Source organism: Neisseria flavescens (genome assembly GCF_001618065.1).
Classification (GTDB): Bacteria; Pseudomonadota; Gammaproteobacteria; order Burkholderiales; family Neisseriaceae; genus Neisseria; species Neisseria flavescens_A.
This window is the reverse complement of sequence record NZ_LAEI01000040.1, coordinates 1-20,175: the sequence shown is the minus strand read 5'-3', so window position 1 is coordinate 20,175 and position 20,175 is coordinate 1. Positions and strand designations below refer to the sequence as shown.

At 49.2% G+C, this 20,175-nt stretch carries 22 protein-coding genes; 15 read left to right on the top strand and 7 right to left on the bottom strand.

Features of this window, described 5'->3' with window-relative positions:
• The first annotated feature begins 21 nt into the window (after nucleotides 1-21).
• Nucleotides 22-648, top strand: a complete 627-nt coding sequence (locus tag TW89_RS05205) for an NAD(P)H-hydrate epimerase (protein WP_128580761.1) — start codon at nucleotides 22-24, stop codon at nucleotides 646-648.
• Nucleotides 649-760: 112 nt separating this feature from the next.
• Nucleotides 761-1,450 carry a suppressor of fused domain protein gene (locus TW89_RS05200; RefSeq protein ID WP_128580760.1) on the top strand — a complete coding sequence of 230 codons (690 nt, stop codon included), beginning with the start codon at nucleotides 761-763 and terminating at the stop codon, nucleotides 1,448-1,450.
• Nucleotides 1,451-1,524: 74 nt separating this feature from the next.
• On the opposite strand, the gene TW89_RS05195 is transcribed toward TW89_RS05200, so the two are convergent.
• The gene (locus TW89_RS05195) at nucleotides 1,525-1,884 is read right to left on the bottom strand and encodes a CrcB family protein (RefSeq protein WP_128580759.1); all 360 of its coding nucleotides are present in this window, start codon (nucleotides 1,882-1,884) and stop codon (nucleotides 1,525-1,527) included.
• Nucleotides 1,885-1,965: 81 nt separating this feature from the next.
• Entirely contained in the window at nucleotides 1,966-2,643 is a 678-nt protein-coding gene (locus tag TW89_RS05190) for an energy-coupling factor ABC transporter permease (RefSeq protein WP_049332692.1), read from the bottom strand.
• 164 nt (nucleotides 2,644-2,807) lie between these two features.
• Here TW89_RS05190 and TW89_RS05185 point away from each other — a divergent pair, with 164 nt between their 5' ends.
• From TW89_RS05185 to TW89_RS05170, 4 genes are all read left to right on the top strand, one after another.
• Nucleotides 2,808-5,861: a DNA translocase FtsK gene (locus tag TW89_RS05185; RefSeq protein ID WP_128580758.1), complete on the top strand. Its 3,054-nt coding sequence runs from the start codon at nucleotides 2,808-2,810 to the stop codon at nucleotides 5,859-5,861.
• A gap of 348 nt (nucleotides 5,862-6,209) precedes the next feature.
• Nucleotides 6,210-6,905 (top strand): aquaporin Z, encoded by a 696-nt coding sequence (gene aqpZ / locus TW89_RS05180; RefSeq protein WP_063067881.1) that lies wholly within the window; start codon nucleotides 6,210-6,212, stop codon nucleotides 6,903-6,905.
• Between the two features lie 148 nt (nucleotides 6,906-7,053).
• Nucleotides 7,054-7,386 (top strand): general secretion pathway protein GspG, encoded by a 333-nt coding sequence (locus TW89_RS05175; protein ID WP_128580757.1) that lies wholly within the window; start codon nucleotides 7,054-7,056, stop codon nucleotides 7,384-7,386.
• Nucleotides 7,374-7,658 carry an NF038104 family lipoprotein gene (locus TW89_RS05170; RefSeq protein ID WP_128580756.1) on the top strand — a complete coding sequence of 95 codons (285 nt, stop codon included), beginning with the start codon at nucleotides 7,374-7,376 and terminating at the stop codon, nucleotides 7,656-7,658. The genes TW89_RS05175 and TW89_RS05170 overlap by 13 nt, the downstream gene beginning before the upstream one ends.
• Nucleotides 7,659-7,672: 14 nt before the next feature.
• On the opposite strand, the gene radC is transcribed toward TW89_RS05170, so the two are convergent.
• Nucleotides 7,673-8,392, bottom strand: coding sequence for a RadC family protein (gene radC / locus TW89_RS05165; protein ID WP_128580755.1), 720 nt, complete (start codon nucleotides 8,390-8,392; stop codon nucleotides 7,673-7,675).
• A 475-nt stretch (nucleotides 8,393-8,867) separates the two neighbouring features.
• On the opposite strand from radC, the gene TW89_RS05160 reads away from it, so the two are divergent.
• From TW89_RS05160 to TW89_RS05135, 6 genes are all read left to right on the top strand, one after another.
• The gene (locus TW89_RS05160; protein ID WP_128580754.1) at nucleotides 8,868-9,992 is read left to right on the top strand and encodes an ABC transporter ATP-binding protein; all 1,125 of its coding nucleotides are present in this window, start codon (nucleotides 8,868-8,870) and stop codon (nucleotides 9,990-9,992) included.
• 15 nt (nucleotides 9,993-10,007) lie between these two features.
• A complete protein-coding gene (locus TW89_RS05155) occupies nucleotides 10,008-10,973 on the top strand; it encodes an ABC transporter permease subunit (protein ID WP_128580753.1) in 966 nt (321 codons plus the stop codon).
• Nucleotides 10,973-11,860 (top strand): ABC transporter permease subunit, encoded by an 888-nt coding sequence (locus TW89_RS05150; RefSeq protein WP_003679574.1) that lies wholly within the window; start codon nucleotides 10,973-10,975, stop codon nucleotides 11,858-11,860. The genes TW89_RS05155 and TW89_RS05150 overlap by 1 nt, the downstream gene beginning before the upstream one ends.
• Before the next feature lie 147 nt (nucleotides 11,861-12,007).
• Nucleotides 12,008-13,303 (top strand): NAD(P)/FAD-dependent oxidoreductase, encoded by a 1,296-nt coding sequence (locus tag TW89_RS05145; protein WP_128580752.1) that lies wholly within the window; start codon nucleotides 12,008-12,010, stop codon nucleotides 13,301-13,303.
• Between the two features lie 108 nt (nucleotides 13,304-13,411).
• Nucleotides 13,412-14,362, top strand: a complete 951-nt coding sequence (gene trxB / locus TW89_RS05140; protein ID WP_128580751.1) for a thioredoxin-disulfide reductase — start codon at nucleotides 13,412-13,414, stop codon at nucleotides 14,360-14,362.
• A 170-nt stretch (nucleotides 14,363-14,532) separates the two neighbouring features.
• Nucleotides 14,533-15,018: a DUF4189 domain-containing protein gene (locus tag TW89_RS05135; protein ID WP_063067886.1), complete on the top strand. Its 486-nt coding sequence runs from the start codon at nucleotides 14,533-14,535 to the stop codon at nucleotides 15,016-15,018.
• A gap of 72 nt (nucleotides 15,019-15,090) precedes the next feature.
• Here TW89_RS05135 and TW89_RS05130 read toward each other — a convergent pair whose 3' ends face one another.
• The 4 genes from TW89_RS05130 to TW89_RS05115 all read right to left on the bottom strand — a co-directional run bounded on the left by TW89_RS05130 (nucleotide 15,091) and on the right by TW89_RS05115 (nucleotide 16,626).
• Nucleotides 15,091-15,531: a hypothetical protein gene (locus tag TW89_RS05130; protein WP_003682952.1), complete on the bottom strand. Its 441-nt coding sequence runs from the start codon at nucleotides 15,529-15,531 to the stop codon at nucleotides 15,091-15,093.
• A gap of 69 nt (nucleotides 15,532-15,600) precedes the next feature.
• Complete coding sequence (gene smpB / locus TW89_RS05125; RefSeq protein WP_003679566.1) at nucleotides 15,601-16,047, bottom strand: SsrA-binding protein SmpB; 447 nt, start codon at nucleotides 16,045-16,047, stop codon at nucleotides 15,601-15,603.
• Nucleotides 16,048-16,131: 84 nt separating this feature from the next.
• Nucleotides 16,132-16,347, bottom strand: coding sequence for a branched-chain amino acid ABC transporter (locus TW89_RS05120; RefSeq protein ID WP_128580750.1), 216 nt, complete (start codon nucleotides 16,345-16,347; stop codon nucleotides 16,132-16,134).
• Nucleotides 16,348-16,422: 75 nt separating this feature from the next.
• Complete coding sequence (locus tag TW89_RS05115) at nucleotides 16,423-16,626, bottom strand: cold-shock protein (RefSeq protein WP_003682902.1); 204 nt, start codon at nucleotides 16,624-16,626, stop codon at nucleotides 16,423-16,425.
• A 257-nt stretch (nucleotides 16,627-16,883) separates the two neighbouring features.
• On the opposite strand from TW89_RS05115, the gene clpS reads away from it, so the two are divergent.
• The 3 genes from clpS to TW89_RS05100 all read left to right on the top strand — a co-directional run bounded on the left by clpS (nucleotide 16,884) and on the right by TW89_RS05100 (nucleotide 19,958).
• The gene (clpS, locus tag TW89_RS05110; RefSeq protein ID WP_003679561.1) at nucleotides 16,884-17,195 is read left to right on the top strand and encodes an ATP-dependent Clp protease adapter ClpS; all 312 of its coding nucleotides are present in this window, start codon (nucleotides 16,884-16,886) and stop codon (nucleotides 17,193-17,195) included.
• 3 nt (nucleotides 17,196-17,198) lie between these two features.
• Nucleotides 17,199-19,478 carry an ATP-dependent Clp protease ATP-binding subunit ClpA gene (clpA, locus tag TW89_RS05105; RefSeq protein WP_128580749.1) on the top strand — a complete coding sequence of 760 codons (2,280 nt, stop codon included), beginning with the start codon at nucleotides 17,199-17,201 and terminating at the stop codon, nucleotides 19,476-19,478.
• A gap of 228 nt (nucleotides 19,479-19,706) precedes the next feature.
• A complete protein-coding gene (locus TW89_RS05100; protein ID WP_128580748.1) occupies nucleotides 19,707-19,958 on the top strand; it encodes a hypothetical protein in 252 nt (83 codons plus the stop codon).
• The last annotated feature ends 217 nt before the right edge of the window (nucleotides 19,959-20,175 follow it).

The following is a 20,175-nucleotide window of genomic DNA, read 5'->3' as shown; positions in this document are numbered from 1 at the left end:
TTCCTGCAAAGAGAGCCGATCATGAAAGTCTATACCGCCGCCCAGATACGCGAACGCGAACAAGCAGCCGTCGATAAAGGCACAAGCTTCGACCAACTGATGGAAAATGCCGGCAGCTCAGCCGCCCGAGACCTCATGCAGCGTCACTCTCAAGCCGGACGCGCCCTGATCGTTTGCGGCAAAGGCAACAACGGTGGTGACGGCCTAGTCATGGCAAGATATATGCAGGCGCAAGGTTGGCACATCGACATTCTGTTTTCACTCGGGGAAAACCTCTCCCCCTTGGCTCAAACCAATCGAGAACGCCTTAACGGTTTGCCCCATATTGAATTGATATCCGCACAAGAACTGGAAGGCCGTCTGAAAAAAGGTTACGACATCATTATCGAAGGCATATTCGGCACAGGCTTCAGCGGCGCCCTTCCAACCGAAATCGCCGCTCTCTGCCGCCAACTCAATCATTCAGACGGCCTGAAAGTCGCCCTCGATATTCCCACCGGCCTCAACTGCGACACCGCCGAAGCCGATCCCGACACATTCCGCGCAGACCTGACCTACACCTTTGCCGCCTACAAACCGGCACACTTAAGCGAGTCCGGCAAAATCTATTGTCAAGAAACCGTCTGTTTGCCTATTGGCATTGATTAAAAAAGCAAATAATATGTCATATTTAAATCGCTTTATTTTTAGAAACAACACATTCTAAAAAAAACACGCGAATTAATTTACAAGCCAATCATCAACGACACGGAAACAGACAATGAACGAACAAGAATACCGCCAAACTTTTAAAGAAGATCAGGCTGTCGGCTGGGAAGCCATCGATACTGCGCTTAAAGCACTTTATGGTGATATCAAACCTCGTCATTACGGCTCTATTATCAAATACATTCTAGGTGGTGATGACCCATTAGACGGTAGTAGTATTTATGATTGCGAAAAGCAAACCTTCCATCGCCACATTGTTTCCTACGGCATGAGCGAACTTTACTTTAATCCAGAACTTGCCGGTGCAGATTACAGTAAATGGGGATTTGAATTTACCTTCCGTACTCCCCCTTACGATCAGGATCCGAATTCTGGCTACAACACCAAACACGAGCCTTACTGGGCAATTAATCTAATGAATAATCTTGGCCGTTACGTTTTTGAAAGTGGTAACTGGTTTGAAGCCTACCACTTTACTTCAACTAACGACCCTATCCGAATGGATACAGAAACCGCCATCGTCGGCGTAGCCTTCGCACCAGACCCCAAGCTGCCTGCTATCAAAACACCAAACGGCGAAGTTCAATTTCTGCAGATGGTCGGCCTTACCCAGCCCGAGCTTGACTGGCTCTGGCAAGATCCAACAACCAAACGTTGCCAAGAGCTGATCGATATGATGCGCAAAGACAATCCGCTGTTGATTACCGATTTAGCGCGTACAAAAAGCTATGTACAACCCTAATTGATAAAGGCGAAGGCCGTCTGAAAACAGATTTTCAGACGGCCTTCGGTTTATTTTTCAGATAAAATAGCAACTTACTTCCAAATCTGTGCCAATTTAATCCCCAGTGCCGTCAAACTAAACGAACCGAAAACATGCAGACAGGTCGCCATCAAAGCCATACTCCAACGTTGCGCCTGCATCAAACCCACCATTTCCACTGAAAAACCTGAAAATGTGGTCAAGCTGCCGAGAAAGCCGGTAATCCAAAGCAAACGCCATTGCGGATCGGTTAAAAGTTCCGCCAACACACCAATCAGCAGCGCGCCCAACCAGTTTGCCGCCAATGTACCGATAGAAAAAGGCGCAGAAGACACCAGCACCAAGCCAAACAGCCAACGCAATACAGCCCCGACAGCGGCACCGCAAACAATGGGAAAAATATACGCAAACATAACACGTTAAATATTCAATTCAAAAAACAGGCCATCCGGTTATGAGGCCGTCTGAAAACCAAGCAAGGATGCCTTCATATCTTATTGCCAAATCTTAGGCGCGGATTTCAAATACCTGTCGTCATCGAAAGTACAAATCCATTGCGGCTTGAGCGCGATAAAAATGGCTGTTGAAATACCGCTCAAAAATGCCTCTGCCCAAGCGATTAAGAAGAAAACAGGAAAAGCGGTTTTCCACAATACCGACGTATCAAATACATCCGCCCAGTCCAACAAACCGACCAAAATTACGCCGGTAAACACCATACCGACCGCCGCAGCCCAAAAACCATTCAGAAAAATAAAGATAAAGATATTGGCAGGCAATCGCGATACCCAATGGCGGAAACCCAAGTTCACCAACAAAGGCGGAAGCAATACGGACAAGGCATTGATGGGGAACATATGCCAATCGCCCCAAAGCCACAAATACGGAAAAAACAGTAAAACGCCAAGGCAGAATGCGGCAGAGGTGCCCAGCATTAAAGCCGTCAGGTTCAAGGCGAGCAAATGATAGCTCATGCCGGCCAGTTGTCCGCTTTCCGGGGAGGCATTCAAACTCCAAGCCAGCGGCAACATCACGGCAGCCACCAAGAATGCGGAACGATGCTGCGATACCGACACCCATGCCTGCTTTGCACACAAAGCAAAAATCACCAGCAACACAGGCCATGCCGCCATCACGACACCAACGGGAAACCATCCGTTTTGAAAAATCATCATCTCATCCGCAAAATGTTCAGACGGCCTATTATACGCGTCTCAAGCCACAGCTTTGACAATCCTGTCTGCCTTTGCCGTTAAAGCTTGTTTCGGCTGGTTTTGTTTACCCGAAAAAAGCGTTAGAATAACGGACTTTGCCGTTTAATTAAGGGGATGGACGCATGCTTTGGACAATATTGGCTTTAATTCTGCTGGCTGTCATAGCCGGCTTGTTCTGGTGGCGCCAGAAACAAGAGCAAAAGTGGCGCCAAGAATTGGCCCGACTCAGTGGCGACGAACAAGAAATAAACGAAGAAGACAGATCGGTCGGTTTTTCCGACCAACTTGACAGTCTGAAACGTTTGTTCAGCATGAACAAGCGCACTGCCGACAATCATAAAATCGCCCGCATCCGCCTGCTTTCCGCGCTCGAACACAATAAAACGCAACGCGCTGAAACAGACAAAGAGCACGCAGCAGAGCCAGTTGCCGAAGAGCTGGAACACATCGCAACGACCGAAGAAGAAATCAAAGTTGCGCCTAAAACCCGCAAATCTGCCAAACCGGAACGTATTCCTAAAATCACGCCGTTTGCACAAATGGAAACGCCCGAATACAGCCCGTCTTTGGTGCAAAACAGCAATTTTGAAGAAATAACATTAGAAGAAGCCACTCGTTCCCTGCATGAAGCTGCGGTTGAAGAATGGAACGAGCATTTGGCCGAAAAAAATGCGCCGATTTACAAAGACGAAGTTGAAACCCCATTGTTACGTGCTTCATCCCTGCCGATGACCGGCATGGAAATCATCGACTACAACGACCCTATCTTGCGCCGCACACGCGAACGTGCCTTGGCGCGTGCCAATAATGTCCGCGTGGCAGAAGCCAATGCGCCGCATATCGAAACCGTTCAGACGGCCTTAAGAACTGCCGAAAAGGAAGCCATCCTCCCCTATACTTCCATGCAGGCATTCCCATCTGAAATCCAAGCAGAAGATATTCACGACAACCTTGCCCGCCGTACCGCCGCACGCCACAAACTGGCCGCAGCCGTTGCCCCATTGCGCGACTACTCTCCGCGCACCATCGAAAATGACGAAATTCTGGCCAACTTAGGACAAATCAGCCGTCCTGCCAGCCTGCGCCGTCAAGTTCGCCATACCGAAGCGGCCGCCGAAAGATGGGCGCGTAAACAAGCTGCCACGGAAGCTGTTGCACCACAACCGGCAACACCGGCAACACCGTCCCGTCAAAAACCGACTGCGCCTGTGAAAAAATCCCCTTATATCTCCCGACCTGCCGCACCAAACACAACCGTAGTCGAGCCGCCTGCCGTACCGGTTGTCCCTATGGCTAAAACCGATATTCCCGAGCCGCCCGTTTTCCAAAACTCGATTGCGCCGATTGACATCCCCGTGCCACCTGCTTTTGAACATAAAATCCAAGTGCCGATTTTTGATTCGCAAGTCAATGCGCACGTCAGCAACCAACCTGAACGCAGTATCCGCGATTATTTAATCAGCGAATCTGTCGTCGAAGAAACAGAATTCGATGCTGAGCCGGAAGCGCCTATACAAGCGGAAGCAGAAGCTATTCAAGCGGTTGAAACCATTGAACCCATTGAATCTATTGAAACGATCGCAAGGCCTTCTGAATATACACAGACAGTCGTTGAAACGCCTGTTCAAACCGTAGAACCAAGCGTTCAAGAGAGTACGCCAAGCATAGCTATTCCAACTTCGGCAACCCTGACCGATGCGCTTCTACCGACCACTGCCCTGCTCCTGCCGCCGCAGTTTGACCCAAGCGCCTCGCAAACTGAAGAACAGCTGCTGGAAAACAGCATTACCATCGAAGAAAAACTGGCCGAGTTCAAAGTTAAAGTCAAAGTGATGGACTCCTATTCCGGCCCGGTCATTACGCGCTACGAGATTGAGCCTGATGTCGGCGTGCGCGGCAGTGCTGTTTTGAACCTTGAAAAAGACTTGGCGCGCTCGCTTGGCGTGGCTTCCATCCGCGTGGTGGAAACCATCCCCGGCAAAACCTGCATGGGCTTGGAATTGCCTAATCCGAAACGCCAAATGATCCGCCTGAGCGAAATCTTCAATTCGCCTGCGTTTACCGAATCAAAATCCAAACTGACCCTTGCGCTCGGACAAGACATCACCGGCCAGCCTGTTGTTACCGACTTGGCCAAAGCGCCGCATCTGCTGGTTGCCGGTACGACAGGTTCGGGTAAATCCGTAGGCGTGAACGCCATGATTCTGTCCATGCTCTTCAAAGCAACGCCTGAAGACGTGCGCATGATTATGATTGACCCGAAAATGCTGGAGTTGAGCATTTACGAAGGCATTCCGCACCTGCTCGCCCCCGTCGTGACCGATATGAAGCTGGCCGCAAACGCACTGAACTGGTGCGTCAACGAAATGGAAAAACGCTACCGCCTGATGAGCTTTATGGGCGTGCGCAACCTTGCCGGTTTCAACCAAAAAATTGCCGAAGCCGCCGCTCGTGGCGAAAAAATCGGCAGCCCGTTCAGCCTCACGCCTGAAGACCCTGAGCCATTGGAAAAACTGCCGTTTATCGTAGTCATCGTAGATGAATTTGCCGACCTGATGATGACCGCCGGTAAGAAAATTGAAGAACTGATTGCCCGCCTCGCCCAAAAAGCACGCGCAGCCGGCATCCATTTGATTCTTGCCACCCAACGCCCAAGCGTGGATGTCATTACCGGCCTGATTAAAGCTAATATTCCGACACGCATTGCCTTCCAAGTGTCCAGCAAAATCGACAGCCGCACGATTCTTGACCAAATGGGCGCGGAAAACCTGCTCGGCCAAGGCGATATGCTGTTCCAGCTACCCGGTACCAACTATCCGCAACGTGTACACGGCGCATTCGCCTCCGACAATGAAGTTCACCGCGTAGTGGAATACCTGAAACAATTTGGCGCACCCGACTATATCGACGATATTTTGAGCAACGGTTCCACCGAAGACTTTACCGGCACCAGCCGCAGCAACGACAGCGACCTCGACCCCATGTATGACGAAGCCGTTTCCGTTGTCTTGAAATCGCGTAAGGCCAGCATTTCCAATATCCAACGCCAACTGCGCATCGGCTACAACCGCGCCGCCCGCCTGATTGAACAAATGGAAGCCGATGGTATTGTTTCCCCGGCGGAAAACAACGGCAACCGCACCATCTTGGCGCAAAGCAGCGACCATCTGGATTAATTTATCCTTGCTTAAAATTAAGGCCGTCTGAAAACTTTTCAGACGGCCTTTTTAAATCAGATATGGTTCAGCAATTCCAATCAAATAAACAAGCAAATAAGTAATCTATAAACAACATTTCTTACAAATCTAAATGCTTTTACATTGACGGTATTTGCTTCATAAATAAACAAAGTTCAATCAACCAAACTCTACCTGCAAAATGCATATTTCTACCCGTTTGTCACCATTTTCAGACGGCCTTTTGTCAAGACCGGAAAAAACAGGTAAATCCATTTTTCGATTAGAAACAATATTATTATGATTCATGCCTTCGGCAACACCCCCACCCTTTACGAGGAAAAACAAATGAAAAAATATTTTGCAGAATTTTTCGGCACTTTCTGGCTGGTATTCGGCGGCTGCGGCAGCGCAGTATTGGCAGCAGCCTACCCTGAACTCGGCATTGGCTTTGCCGGTGTCGCCTTGGCATTCGGCTTGACCGTACTGACCATGGCTTACGCCGTCGGCCATATTTCCGGTGGTCACTTCAACCCTGCCGTTTCCGTCGGCCTTTTCATCGGCGGCCGTTTCAACGGTAAAGACTTGTTGCCTTACATCGTATCCCAAGTCATCGGTGCGATTGCCGCAGCAGGCGTTCTGTATCTGATTGCTTCCGGTAAAACCGGTTTTGATGCTGTTGCTTCCGGCTTTGCCAGCAACGGTTTCGGCGAACACTCTCCTAACGGTTACGACATGATGGCTGCTTTGCTGATCGAATTCGTACTGACCGCATTCTTCCTGATCATCATCATGGGTTCTACCGACAAACTGGCTCCGGCCGGTTTTGCCCCTATTGCTATCGGCCTGGGTCTGACCCTGATTCACTTGATCAGCATTCCTGTGACCAATACTTCCGTTAACCCTGCACGCTCTACCGGTGTTGCCTTGTTCCAAGGCGGCTGGGCTGTTGAACAACTGTGGTTGTTCTGGTTGGCTCCTATTGCCGGCGCAGCAGTGGGCGCGGCTATTTACCGCTTCGTTTTGGCTAACGACGACAAATAATCTTGACGGAATGACATTCCCGGTGCGGCTGACACTTCTAAACTGACCGCACCCAAGTTGCCGAGACACAAACGCACCGCCTGACTCAGACGGTGCGTTTGTTTTTGCCATGTTACAATACTTTCTTTTCTCACATTCTCAAACCATCATGCAAACCTTACCTTTTCAAACAGATATCGCTGACAGAATGCTGGTCAATACCGAAAATGAAACCATCCACCCCGATGCCGTATTCGTAAAAACGCAAAACGGCTATTGGATTGCTTGGCACGATCAACAAGCCGCCCTGCTTGCCCCCGACACGCCGCCCGATATTCCCTGCTTTTGGGTAGAAGGCGCAGAAAGCTTGGAAGAGCTGGTAAGCATGGTAGAAAACGGTGAATTTGACGAAGTCGAAGAATTTGACGGCGATGATGATGCTTGGCAAGAAGCACTCGGATGCGACCATCATCATGAAGGACACTGCGGATGCAATCATTGAGATGCACAAAACGTCTACTTCCGGCACTTGCCCTTTGCTTGACGCTTAACTGCTGCGTTGTAGGTGCGGCTGTTGATTTGGCTGCTACAACCGTCCTGACTGCCGGAAAATTGGTTGTCAAAGGAACGGGGGCAGTGATTGATGCCGCCATTCCTGACGGTAAAAAAGACAAGGATAAAGAAAAAGAGAAGGAAAAGGAAAAGAGCAAAGAAAAGCCAAAATCGGAAGAAATCATCTATAAAGAAGAGTCCTCCGACGAAGTAACGCAATAATCCTTCAGACGGCCTCAGTAAGGTAACCTAATCCTACTGAGGCCGTCTGAACATTCATCCTTACATATACCCTGTTGGCGCAAAGAACAGGTTTCTTTTGCCGTCACGATAAAATGGTCCAACAGCGTAATATCGACCAAACTTAAAGCCTGTTTCAAACGCTCTGTAAACTGCACATCAGATTCAGACGGCCTTGCCGAACCGCCCGGATGATTGTGTGCCAAAATCAAACTGTCGGCATATTCATCCAATGCCAATTTGACGATTTCACGAATATAAACCGTATTTTCCGCCACCGTACCGCGCGACAATTCCCGTACCGCAATCAATTGATTTTGACGGTTGAGCAGCAAAGCAACGCTGACCTCGATTTTTTCATGCCCAAGATGCAGGCGCAGATAATCCGCAACCGATTTCGGGTTTGACAAAACAATCTGCTCCTGCAAATCCTCACCCAAAATCCGCCGTCCGATTTCTTTGACCACGGCAAATTGAGTATAACTCGCCAAGCCCATGCCCTTATAAGCAGCGAGTGTTTTGGCATCCGCACTCATCAGCTTCCCCAAGCTGCCAAACTCACTCAACAAATAACGCGCTAAATCAACCGCGCTCATACCGCGCGTTCCGACACGCAGCAAAATCGCCAGCAACTCCGCATCACTCAACGCCGCCGCACCGTGCGCCAAGAGCTTCTCGCGCGGCCGCTCCCCTTCGGGCCATTCTTTGATACTCATGTTTTCCCTTTTATTTATATAGCGGATTTAGTTTCAATTTTGAGCAAAACCGCCTCGCCCAATATAAAACATAATCCATTATGGTTTAGCAAATAAATGCAATTTGCGTATTTTATTCTATTTTGAATAATTATTTAAGACATATAAATAATAATTAAACCCCTTTGTGCAGAAAAACAACGTTACCCATTTTTACTATCTTGTTCCCCTGCCTGCCTTTCCTTTCATATTTGTTTCAAATCAGCCGATACAAGCAATTTCATATTGCCCCTATGAGGCTTAGGCTAATATAATATTGAGTTTGCCGAAAGCAAAAGCTTAGGCTTAAACTGCTTTCTATCCACGCTGCCCGTGCGCTTTACAAGAGTTTCAGACGGCCTCCGTCCGACTCCCGCCAGCAATCAAACAGCTTTTTATCACCCATTCGAAAATCCGTTTTGCCGGTACTCGTCTTTCTTTTTGGAGTATTGCCATTATGACCGCAACCACTGCGTCTTCAGCCAAACCTTATCTGCAAATCCAAGGCTTGGTGAAAAAGTTTGGTGACAATTACGCTGTCGATAACATCGACTTGGACATTTATCAACATGAAATCTTTGCCCTTTTGGGCAGCTCAGGCAGTGGCAAATCCACGCTGCTGCGCATGTTGGCAGGCATGGAAAGCCCCAATCAGGGCAAAATCATTCTCGACGGCCAAGACATTACCAAGCTTGCTCCGTACGAGCGCCCAATCAACATGATGTTCCAAAGCTATGCCCTGTTCCCGCACATGAGCGTTGAGCAAAACATCGCTTTCGGTCTGAAACAAGACAAAATGCCTAAAGGCGAAATTGACGCCCGTGTGGAAGAAATGCTACGCCTGGTGCAAATGACCAAATTTGCCAAACGCAAGCCGCACCAACTCTCCGGCGGTCAGCAACAACGTATCGCTTTGGCGCGCAGCCTGGCGAAACGTCCTAAAATCCTGCTGCTTGACGAACCTTTGGGCGCACTCGATAAAAAACTGCGCCAACAAACCCAACTGGAATTGGTCAACACGCTGGAACAAGTCGGCGTAACCTGCATTATGGTTACCCACGACCAAGAAGAAGCGATGACGATGGCTACCCGTATCGCCATTATGTCCGACGGACAATTGCGCCAAGTCGGCACACCTAGCGACGTGTACGACTACCCTAACAGTCGCTTTACCGCTGAATTTATCGGCGAAACCAATATTTTTGACGGCGTCGTTATTGACGACCGCGCCGATTTCTCTATCGTCAAATGTGACGGCTTGGAAAACCACGTCCGCATCGACCACGGCCTGGGCGTTCCGAACGAGCATGAAATCTGGATCAGCATCCGCCCTGAAGACATTGATTTGCACAAAGAAAAACCGGAACACTTAGGCGCGCACAACTGGGCTCAAGGTACAGTCAAAGAAATTGCCTACTTGGGCAGCTTCGCGATTTACCATATCAAACTCGCCAACGGCCGTGTTGTTAAGAGCCAAGTTCCCGCACCTTATTGGTATGTGCGCAACATTACGCCGCCGACTTGGGACGAAACCGTCTATATCAGCTGGCCTGAAAACCAACCGACACCTCTGTACAGTTAATTTGAGGGAAATGCAATGGACCTTAAAAAACTGAAAAAGAAACTGTTTCGCCGTCCTGGACAGCGTGCAGTGATTGCCGTGCCGTATATCTGGCTCTTGGTGTTGTTTCTGATTCCGTTCGCCATCGTATTGAAAATCAGCTTTGCCGAACAAGAAATCGCCATTCCGCCATTTACGCCGCTGACAACGATTGATGAAGACTTAGGCCGTCTGAACATTGCCATCAGCTATCAGAACTACGCCGACATCTTCCAAAACTTTTGGAATACGCTCAATCCGTTTGGCGACAGTGAAAACAGCAATATCTATCTGATGACCTACTGGTCTTCGATTAAGACCGCGCTGACGACGACCATCATCTGCCTGTTGATTGGTTACCCGACCGCTTATGCCATTTCACGCGCTAATCCGGCTGCGCGCAACGGCCTGCTGTTGGCAATCATGCTGCCTTTCTGGACCTCTTTCCTTTTGCGTGTTTACGCATGGATGGGCTTATTGGGACACAACGGTATCATCAACAATTTCTTAATCAAATACGGAATCATCAGCGAGCCTTTAGACCTGTTCTACAATGCTTTTTCGCTGAATTTGGTGATGGTTTACGCCTATTTGCCGTTTATGATTTTGCCGCTGTACACACAATTGGTAAAACTGGACAACCGCCTGCTCGAAGCCGCTTCCGACTTGGGCGCAGGTCCGATCAAATCGTTCTTTACCATTACCCTGCCTTTATCCAAAACAGGCATCATCGCAGGCTCTATGCTGGTCTTCGTTCCGGCCGTCGGTGAATTTGTGATTCCTGAATTGGTGGGCGGCTCTGAAAACCTGATGATCGGTAAAGTATTGTGGCAGGCATTCTTCGACCAAAACAACTGGCCGCTGGCTTCTGCCGTCGCCGTCGTCATGGTTGCCCTGCTGGTTATACCGATTGCCCTATTCCAGCACTATGAAAACCGCGAATTGGAAGAAGGAGGCAAATAATGCAGAAAACCAAATTATCCTGGTTCTTGAAACTGATGCTCCTGCTCTCGCTGGCATTCCTCTATATTCCGCTGGTGGTTTTGGTCATCTATTCTTTCAATGAATCCAAGCTGGTTACCGTTTGGGGCGGTTTCTCAACCAAATGGTACGGCGCATTGATGGAAAACGACACCATCTTAGAAGCGGCCTGGCTGTCATTGCGTATCGCCATCGTTTCGTCGCTTGCCGCCGTGGCACTCGGCACACTGGCAGGTTACGCCATGGCGCGTATCAAGCGCTTCCGCGGCAGCACCCTATTTGCCGGTATGATTTCCGCGCCTATGGTAATGCCTGACGTGATTACCGGTTTGTCCATGCTGCTGTTGATTATTCAGGTACAAATGTTCCTGCAAGGCAGTGAATTGCTGCAATCGCTCTACTTCGATCGCGGTTTCTTCACCATCTTCCTCGGCCACACCACGCTTTGCATGGCATACATTACCGTCGTTATCCGCTCGCGCTTGGTGGAATTGGATCAATCCTTGGAAGAAGCTGCAATGGACTTGGGTGCCCGTCCGCTGAAGATTTTCTTCGTGATTACCCTGCCGCTGATTGCCCCTGCGATTGCTTCCGGCTTCCTCTTGGGCATCACCCTGTCTTTGGACGACTTGGTGATTACCTCCTTCCTGTCAGGCCCGGGTTCATCGACATTGCCGCAAGTGATTTTCTCCAAAATCAAACTCGGCCTTGACCCTCAGATGAACGTTTTGGCAACCATCCTGATCGGTATCATCGGTACGCTGGTTATTGTCGTTAACTACTGGATGATGCGTCAGGCAACCAAACGGGAACGTGAGGCTGCCGAAGCCTACCGCCAAGAAAAATTGGCAGCCGAGAAAGCCGCCTAATATGCAGACAGGCTGTCCGATAAAGCATCGGAACAGCCTGTTTTATTAACTGCATCTTATCCTTTCAGACGGCCTGAACCCAACCCACATTCCAGGCCGTCTGAAAACCAATTTCAATGAAGTGAAAACCAACCTAAAGCTCAAATCATGATCAATCCAAGCTTCAAAGAATACCTTCCTTCCTACTATGTCAGCACGGCCAATCCCCATCCGTCTTATCCGACGCTTGAAGGCCGTCTGAAAACTGAAACCTGCGTTATCGGCGGCGGCCTGTCTGGTTTATGCACCGCCCTACCGCTTGCCGAAAACGGCCATGATGTCATCGTACTTGAAGCCGCCCGTATCGGTTTCGGCGCATCAGGCCGAAGCGGCGGACAAGTCATCAGCGACTTTGCCTGCGGCATGGAAGAAATCGAGAACCAAGTCGGTTTGGAACAGGCCCAATGGTTCTGGCAGCAATCCCTGCAAGCCGTTGAACTGGTTGACTCGCGCATTCAAAAACACAACATCCAATGCGATTGGCAACGCGGCTACGCTACCGTCGCCGTCCGTCCTCAGCATTGGGAAGAATTGCAACAATGGCACGAACACGCTCAAAAACATTATGGCGCAAGCCATTACCAGCTTTGGGATAAAGCCACGCTGAAGCAGCAACTTGCCAGCGATATGTATCAAGGTGCGCAATTTGATCCTTTATCCGGCCACTTACACCCGCTCAATTACACCCTAGGCATTGCCAAAGCGGCAGCTGATGCAGGCGCACAACTTTTTGAGCAATCCCCGATGACGCGTATCGAGCCATGCGATAACGGCTGGCTGGTACACACGCCCAATGGCAGCATTGAGTGCAAAAACCTCGTTTATGCCGTTAATACTTATGCCGGTTTACACCCGAAATTCAAAGTATTGGAACAAAAAGCCATTGCAGTCAGCACCTTTATCATCGCCACCGAGCCTCTGGGCGAGCGTGCCAAAGACCTGATCCGCAACAATATGGCCATCTGCGACAACCGCCACGTCCTTGACTACTACCGCCTCAGCGCTGACGGCCGCCTGCTCTTCGGCGGCAAAGACAACGAATTTATCGATGATCCTGACCGCATGACCGAACTCGTCCGCCAAGACATGCTGAAAGTTTTCCCACAACTTGCCGACGTCAGAATCGAGCATTCCTGGGGCGGCGAATGCGACATCACACGCAACCTCGCCCCACATTTCGGCCGCCTCGCCCCTACCGTTTTCTACGCCCAAGGCTATTCCGGACACGGTATGGCAATTACCGGCATTGCCGGTTTGGCAATTGCTGAAGCCATCATGGGCGATGACGGCCGTCTGAAACCTTTTGAGCAACTGCGCCACAGCAACATCATTACCCAGCCTTTCCTACGCAAACTCGGCTCTTTCCTCGGCTCAAAATACTACCAATGGAAAGACAGCCACTAAACCCAAGCAAGAAACATATTTCAGACGGCGACAGATTCAAGTAAAATTCAGGCCGTCTGAAAGCTTAGATACGACAAAATTCAATCATTCATCAGCAAGGAAACCATTATGAGCAACCATCACAAACTCATCATCCTCGGCTCCGGCCCTGCCGGCTATACTGCCGCTGTCTATGCCGCCCGCGCCAACCTCAACCCTGTGATCATTACCGGCGTTGAGCAAGGCGGACAATTGATGACCACCACCGAAGTGGACAACTGGCCTGCCGATGCAGAAGGCGTACAAGGTCCGGAACTGATGGCCCGTTTCCAAGCCCATGCCGAACGCTTCGGCACTGAAATGATTTTCGACCAAATCCACACCGTTGATTTGCAAAACCGTCCGTTTACCCTCAAAGGCGATATGGGCGAATACACCTGCGATGCGCTCATCGTTGCCACCGGCGCATCCGCCAAATATTTAGGTTTGCCAAGCGAAGAAACCTTTGCCGGCAAAGGCGTTTCCGCCTGTGCAACTTGCGATGGTTTCTTCTACAAAAAACAAGATGTTGCCGTAGTCGGCGGTGGCAATACCGCTGTGGGAGAAGCACTCTACCTTGCCAATATCGCCAACACCGTTACCCTGATTCACCGCCGAGACAGCTTCCGCGCCGAGAAAATCATGGTGGACAAACTGATGCAACGCGTCGAAGAAGGCAAAATCATCCTCAAGCTCAACAGCTCGGTTGATGAAATCTTGGGCGACGAAAGCGGCGTTACCGGTGCACGCCTGAAACACAATGACAGCAGCACTGAAGAAATCGCCGTCAAAGGCGTTTTCATCGCCATCGGCCACAAACCCAACACCGACATCTTCAAAGGTCAACTTGATATGGATGAAACCGGCTACCTGAAAACCAAAGGCGGTACCGGTGACAATGTCGGCGCAACCAATATCGAAGGCGTATGGGCGGCAGGCGACGTCAAAGACCATACCTACCGTCAAGCCATCACCAGCGCCGCTTCCGGCTGCCAAGCCGCGCTTGATGCCGAACGTTGGCTCGATCGCCACGGCGTATAAACCTCTAAGCTACGCCCTATTCTTTAAAACATAATCAAAAGGCCGTCTGAAATTTCAGACGGCCTATAATCTATCTGCCACACTAAATATTCATTTTAAAAGCAAATTTATATCAAATAAATACTTTTGCTTTATAATAACGACAAATACCCAACAAACAGGGAACGAACATGAAAAAAACACTAATGACACTTATCCTTTGCGCATTGACTCCTGCCGCCCTGGCTGCCGATACTTACGGCTACCTGGCCATGTGGCAAAACCCTGCCGACAGCAATGAAGCACTGCAAATCAAAACCACTAAAGAAAATGCAACCCAACTGGATGCGACAGCCGAACTCGAAACATTCTGTAAAGGCCAAGATGCCTTAGCCGGTATCAGCGCAGGCCAAGCAACAGGCTGCAAAACGGTTGTCCCTCTGCACAACACCTGTATCGCTGTTGCCTATCCTAAAGCCATGGGCAAATTGACTGCTCAAAACGTGGTGGCCATTACCTCCCCACGTTTCAAAACCGTGCATCAAATTGCCTTGAACCAGTGCATCAAAAAATACGGTTCACAAGGACAATGCGCTTTAGAAACAGTCTATTGCACTTCCGAAACCTACTATCAAGGTACGGTCAAAACCCTTTGGGAAAAAATCAAATCCATTTAAGGCCGTCTGAAAATAAAACCGGCTTGCCCGATATTCTCCATATCGCGGCAAGCCGGTTTTTTATTCTGGCTTTTATTTGCTGTTTTTTTCCAACAATTTGGCCACAACACCTTCAGCCTGTTTCACCAAATCAGGATTGGTTCGGAAGTGGTTTTCATCATTTAAAGAGTAGCTGACAGTAGAAACCGCATACTTCGTGCTTCTCAACACAAATACGCCTTTACGCAAGATTTCATTATTGCCTTTGGTTTTGTAACGCAGGTTATACGGGCAAGAAGAATCATACAGTTTGCCACGGTTGTCCGCTGTCACAATAGTGCTGCCAATACCGCGTTTTGCCAAAGCTTTAGACAAAGCACGATCCAAATCATGCGGTCTTACTTTTGCATTTTGAATGATGCAGACATGTTTGATGCTGGTCAGCTCTTCAGGTTTCAATACTCTTTGTTCAGTAGTGGAACACGCGCCCAGCAACAATACGGCTGAAGCCGCCGCTAAAATCATGGTTTTCATCTGTTTTCCTTTTAAAATTTCAAACAATAAATATTCAGACGGCCTTTCTGCAAAGGCCGTCTGAAAAAATCAACGTACGTTTTTCATCAAACGCTGTTTCTCACGCTTCCAATCCGCTTCTTTCAGGCTTTGGCGTTTGTCATGCTGTTTCTTACCCTTGGCCAAACCGATTTCCACTTTGATTCTACCGCGGGTGTAATGCAGGTTTAAGGGCACAATCGTATAACCTGCACGTTCGGTTTTGCCGATTAACTTATTGATTTCCGATTGTTTCAACAACAACTTACGCGGACGGACAGGGTCGGGTTTGACGTGTGTCGAGGCAGTGGGCAATGCGGTAATGTGGCAGCCCACCAAATAGAATGCGTCTTTTTTCCAGTAGATATAGCTTTCTTTTAATTGCACGCGTGCAGCGCGGATGGCTTTAACTTCCCATCCCTCCAATACTATACCGGCTTCGATTTGGTCCTCGATAAAGAAATCGTGAAAGGCTTTTTTATTATTGGCAATACTCATTGTGCTGATTCTTTACAAACTTTTCAGACGGCCTATTTTATCAGGCATGCTTAAAAAATAAAACGGCAAACGGTTTTGAAACGTTTATTCGCTTAAAACATGGCGACGGTAAAAGCGGTCTATATCGGCAATGGCTTTTTCATCTTCAGGGTGCAAATCCAGTTTCAAATCGGCAAGGCGGATCAAGATTTGATCTTCACGCTCGGCAACGACGCAGCTGACTTCGCCTTCGCTGCGAAAATGACGGATAAGCTCGTCTAACTGGTTTAAAGCATTTTGATAAGATGAATTTTGATTCATAATTTTTGACCCGAACGCCCATAAAAAATGGCGGGAAACCCCGCCATGATTTTACGGCTTACGCCGCGCATTTGATTAAGCAGCTTGAATGTTAGCAGCTTGTTTGCCTTTAGGGCCGGTGGTTACGTCGAAAGATACGCGTTGACCTTCTTTCAGGGTTTTGAAACCATCCATGTTGATCGCTGAGAAGTGAGCGAACAAATCTTCGCCACCTTCATCAGGAGTGATGAAACCAAAACCTTTAGCGTCGTTAAACCATTTTACGATACCGGTTGCCATTAGAAACTTCCTATACTTAAAAATTAACAAAATCAGCAAAACAAGGCATACAGCAAACTAAAACGTTCAGCGTTTCTCCCACGTATTGCATACGCGGTCGAGTGCCAACTTCTGCTTAACCGTCTTTTTACATTTGTTAAGACAAAACGTCAAGCTATGTTTTCAAAAAAGTGGGAAAATAGAAAAAAATTGCCGAAATACAACAGAAAACGGTTTACACTCTAAAACAGGCCGTCTGAAAACTGAAACCTAAGATTATGAACCATCCGAATACCGACCACCAATCCGATACCCTGCTCAGCGATATCAACACACAGCCGCCGAAACGTTACGGCGTATTTTTATTGAACGACGATTACACCACCATGGAATTTGTCGTCGAAATCCTGACCGAAGTCTTTATGCTTGCACAAGAACAGGCCGTGGCCGTCATGTTGCTGGTGCACCACGAAGGCAAAGGCCTGTGCGGCACCTACACGCGCGATATTGCGCAAACCAAGCAGCATCAGGTCATGGAACGCGCCAAAGCCGAAGGGCATCCGCTCAAATGTATAGTCGAAGAGGTTTAAACCATGCTTTCACCCGAATTGGAACACATCCTGCAACTGCTCTACCGTGAAGCACGCAACGCGCGTTATGAGTTTATCAGCTTGGAACACCTGCTTTTGGTGCTGATAGAAGAAGATGCGGCTGTGCCGAACGTCTTGAAACTGTGTGGTGCGGATTTGAAAGTCCTGTCCGAGCAGCTGGCCGCCAGTGTTGCCGAAAATACGCCGCAAATTCCCGATCATCTTCTGGATACGGTCGAAACCCAACCGACATTGGGCTTCCAACGCGTCATCCAACGGGCGATGGTGCATACCCAGTCTGCTGGTAAAGCCGCAGTAGAGCCTTTGGATATTTTGGTTGCCATGATGAGCGAATCCGAAAGCCATGCCGTTTATTTCCTCAAATTGCAATCTATTACGCGCTTTGAAGTCTTGCGTTGCATTGCCCATGGCTCACCCGATGACGAAGACGGCAATGATTCAGACGGCCTGGAACGTGAGGGCGAAGAAGCGGAACAAAAAACCGGCTCCCTTTCCGACTACACCGTCAACCTCAACGCCGAAGTCAAAGTCGGTCGTATCGACCCTTTGATTGGTCGCAAACACGAAATGGAAAGGCTGGTGCAAATCCTGTGCCGCCGCCGCAAAAACAATCCGCTTTTAGTCGGCGAAGCAGGCGTGGGCAAAACCGCGCTGGCGGAAGGCTTGGCACACCAAATCGTCAACGGCGACATTCCCGACGCGCTTAAGGAAGCCGAAGTGTACGCGCTGGATATGGGTTCGCTTTTGGCGGGCACGAAATACCGCGGCGACTTTGAAGCGCGGGTCAAATCCGTCTTGAAACAGCTCGAAAAAATCCCGCACGCCATTTTGTTCATCGACGAAATCCACACCATCATCGGCGCGGGCAGCACCAGCGGCGGCACGATGGACGCGTCCAACCTGCTCAAACCCGCGCTGGCGAAAGGTTCGCTGCGCTGCATCGGCGCGACCACCTACGACGAATACCGCACCATTTTCGACAAAGACCACGCCTTAAGCCGCCGCTTCCAAAAAATCGACGTGGTCGAACCTACCGTTTCCGAAACCGTTCAAATCCTGCGCGGCTTGAAACCGATGTTTGAAGATTTCCACCAAGTCCGCTATACGCAAGGCGCACTTGAAGCCGCAGCCGAACTCTCCGCCCGCTACATCAACGAGCGTTTCCTGCCCGACAAAGCCATCGACGTGATGGACGAAGCAGGCGCAGCGCAACGGATTTTGCCCAAATCCAAACAGAAAAAAGTCATCGGCAAAGCGCAAATCGAAACCGTCATCGCCAAAGTCGCGCGGATTCCCGAAAAAACCGTGTCGCACGACGACAAACAAGTGTTGCAATTCCTCGGCCGCGATTTGAAAAACATGGTTTACGGTCAGGAAAACGCCATCGATGTACTGGTTGCCGCCGTCAAAATGTCGCGCTCCGGCCTCGCCCTGCCCGACAAACCGATAGGCAGTTTCCTCTTCTCCGGCCCGACCGGCGTCGGCAAAACCGAAGTCGCCAAACAGCTTGCCTACTCGATGGGCGTACCGCTGCAACGCTTTGATATGTCCGAATACATGGAACGCCACGCTGTATCGCGCCTTATCGGTGCGCCGCCGGGCTACGTCGGCTTTGAACAAGGCGGCCTTTTAACCGAAGCCGTCAACAAACAGCCGCACTGCGTGTTGCTCTTGGACGAAATCGAAAAAGCCCATCCCGACATTTTCAACGTCCTCCTGCAAGTCATGGACGCAGGCAAACTGACCGACAACAACGGCAAGAGCGCCGATTTCCGCAACGTCATCCTGATTATGACCACCAACGCAGGCGCGGAAAGCCTCAGCCGACCCAGCCTCGGCTTTACGGCCAAACGCGAACGCGGCGATGAAATGCAGGCAATCAACAAGCTCTTCACGCCTGAGTTCCGCAACCGCTTGGACGCAATTATCCCGTTTGCACCCTTGTCCGAACCCATTATCGTCAAAGTCGTGGACAAATTCCTGCTCCAGCTCGAACACCAACTCCTCGACAAAAAAGTCGAAGCCGAATTCACACCGGCATTGCGCAACTATCTGGCAGAAAAAGGTTTCGACCCGCAAATGGGAGCACGCCCGATGAACCGACTGATTCAGGAAAAAATCCGCAAACCGCTCGCCGACGAACTCCTGTTCGGCAAACTCGCCGAAGGTGGCTTTGTGCTGATAGACTGGGATGTAGCAAAAGAAGAAGCCGTGTTGAAGTTTAAGAAAAGCAAGGTCAAACCTGAAGCAGCAGCAGTTTGACGGATAAAGGCAAAAGGTCGTCTGAAAACGAGATTTCTGTTTTCAGACGACCTTTTTTTGTCATTAACACCTAATTCTCCGTCTATATAATGGCCAAAAATAACAAAATGCCTCGTAATTTAACAAATTAATTATTTTTGTAAATTATTTACTTGATATTTTTAAATGACTATTTGATAATACATCTACATTTTAATTATCAATCAACTCATTGCAAAGGAAATATCTATGTCTTTCAAAAAAGTAAGCACAGCAACTATTATCATCCTGAGCCTGGCAGCATGCAGCAACAACCAGCCTAATGACATTCCATCCATCACTAGTTCATCAAATGGCATCCAGAAGAATAACGGCGATTCTACTGGCAATAACGGTAATACTTCCGGCAACAATAACAATACTTCCGGCAACAATAGCAATACTTCCGGCAACAATAGCAATACCTCCGGCAACAATAGCAATACTTCCGGACAACAATAACATACTCGCAACATACATACTCGCAACATACATACTCGACACACTACATACTCGCACATACGCAATACTCGCAACATAGCAATACTCGCAACACTAGCAATCTTACCGGACACAATACGACTAACTACTACCCGGACTAACGAATAACGCCTAAGTAACTCCCGGACAAACCGAATACGACAACGTACCTACCGGACCAAACGTAATAACGCAAAAC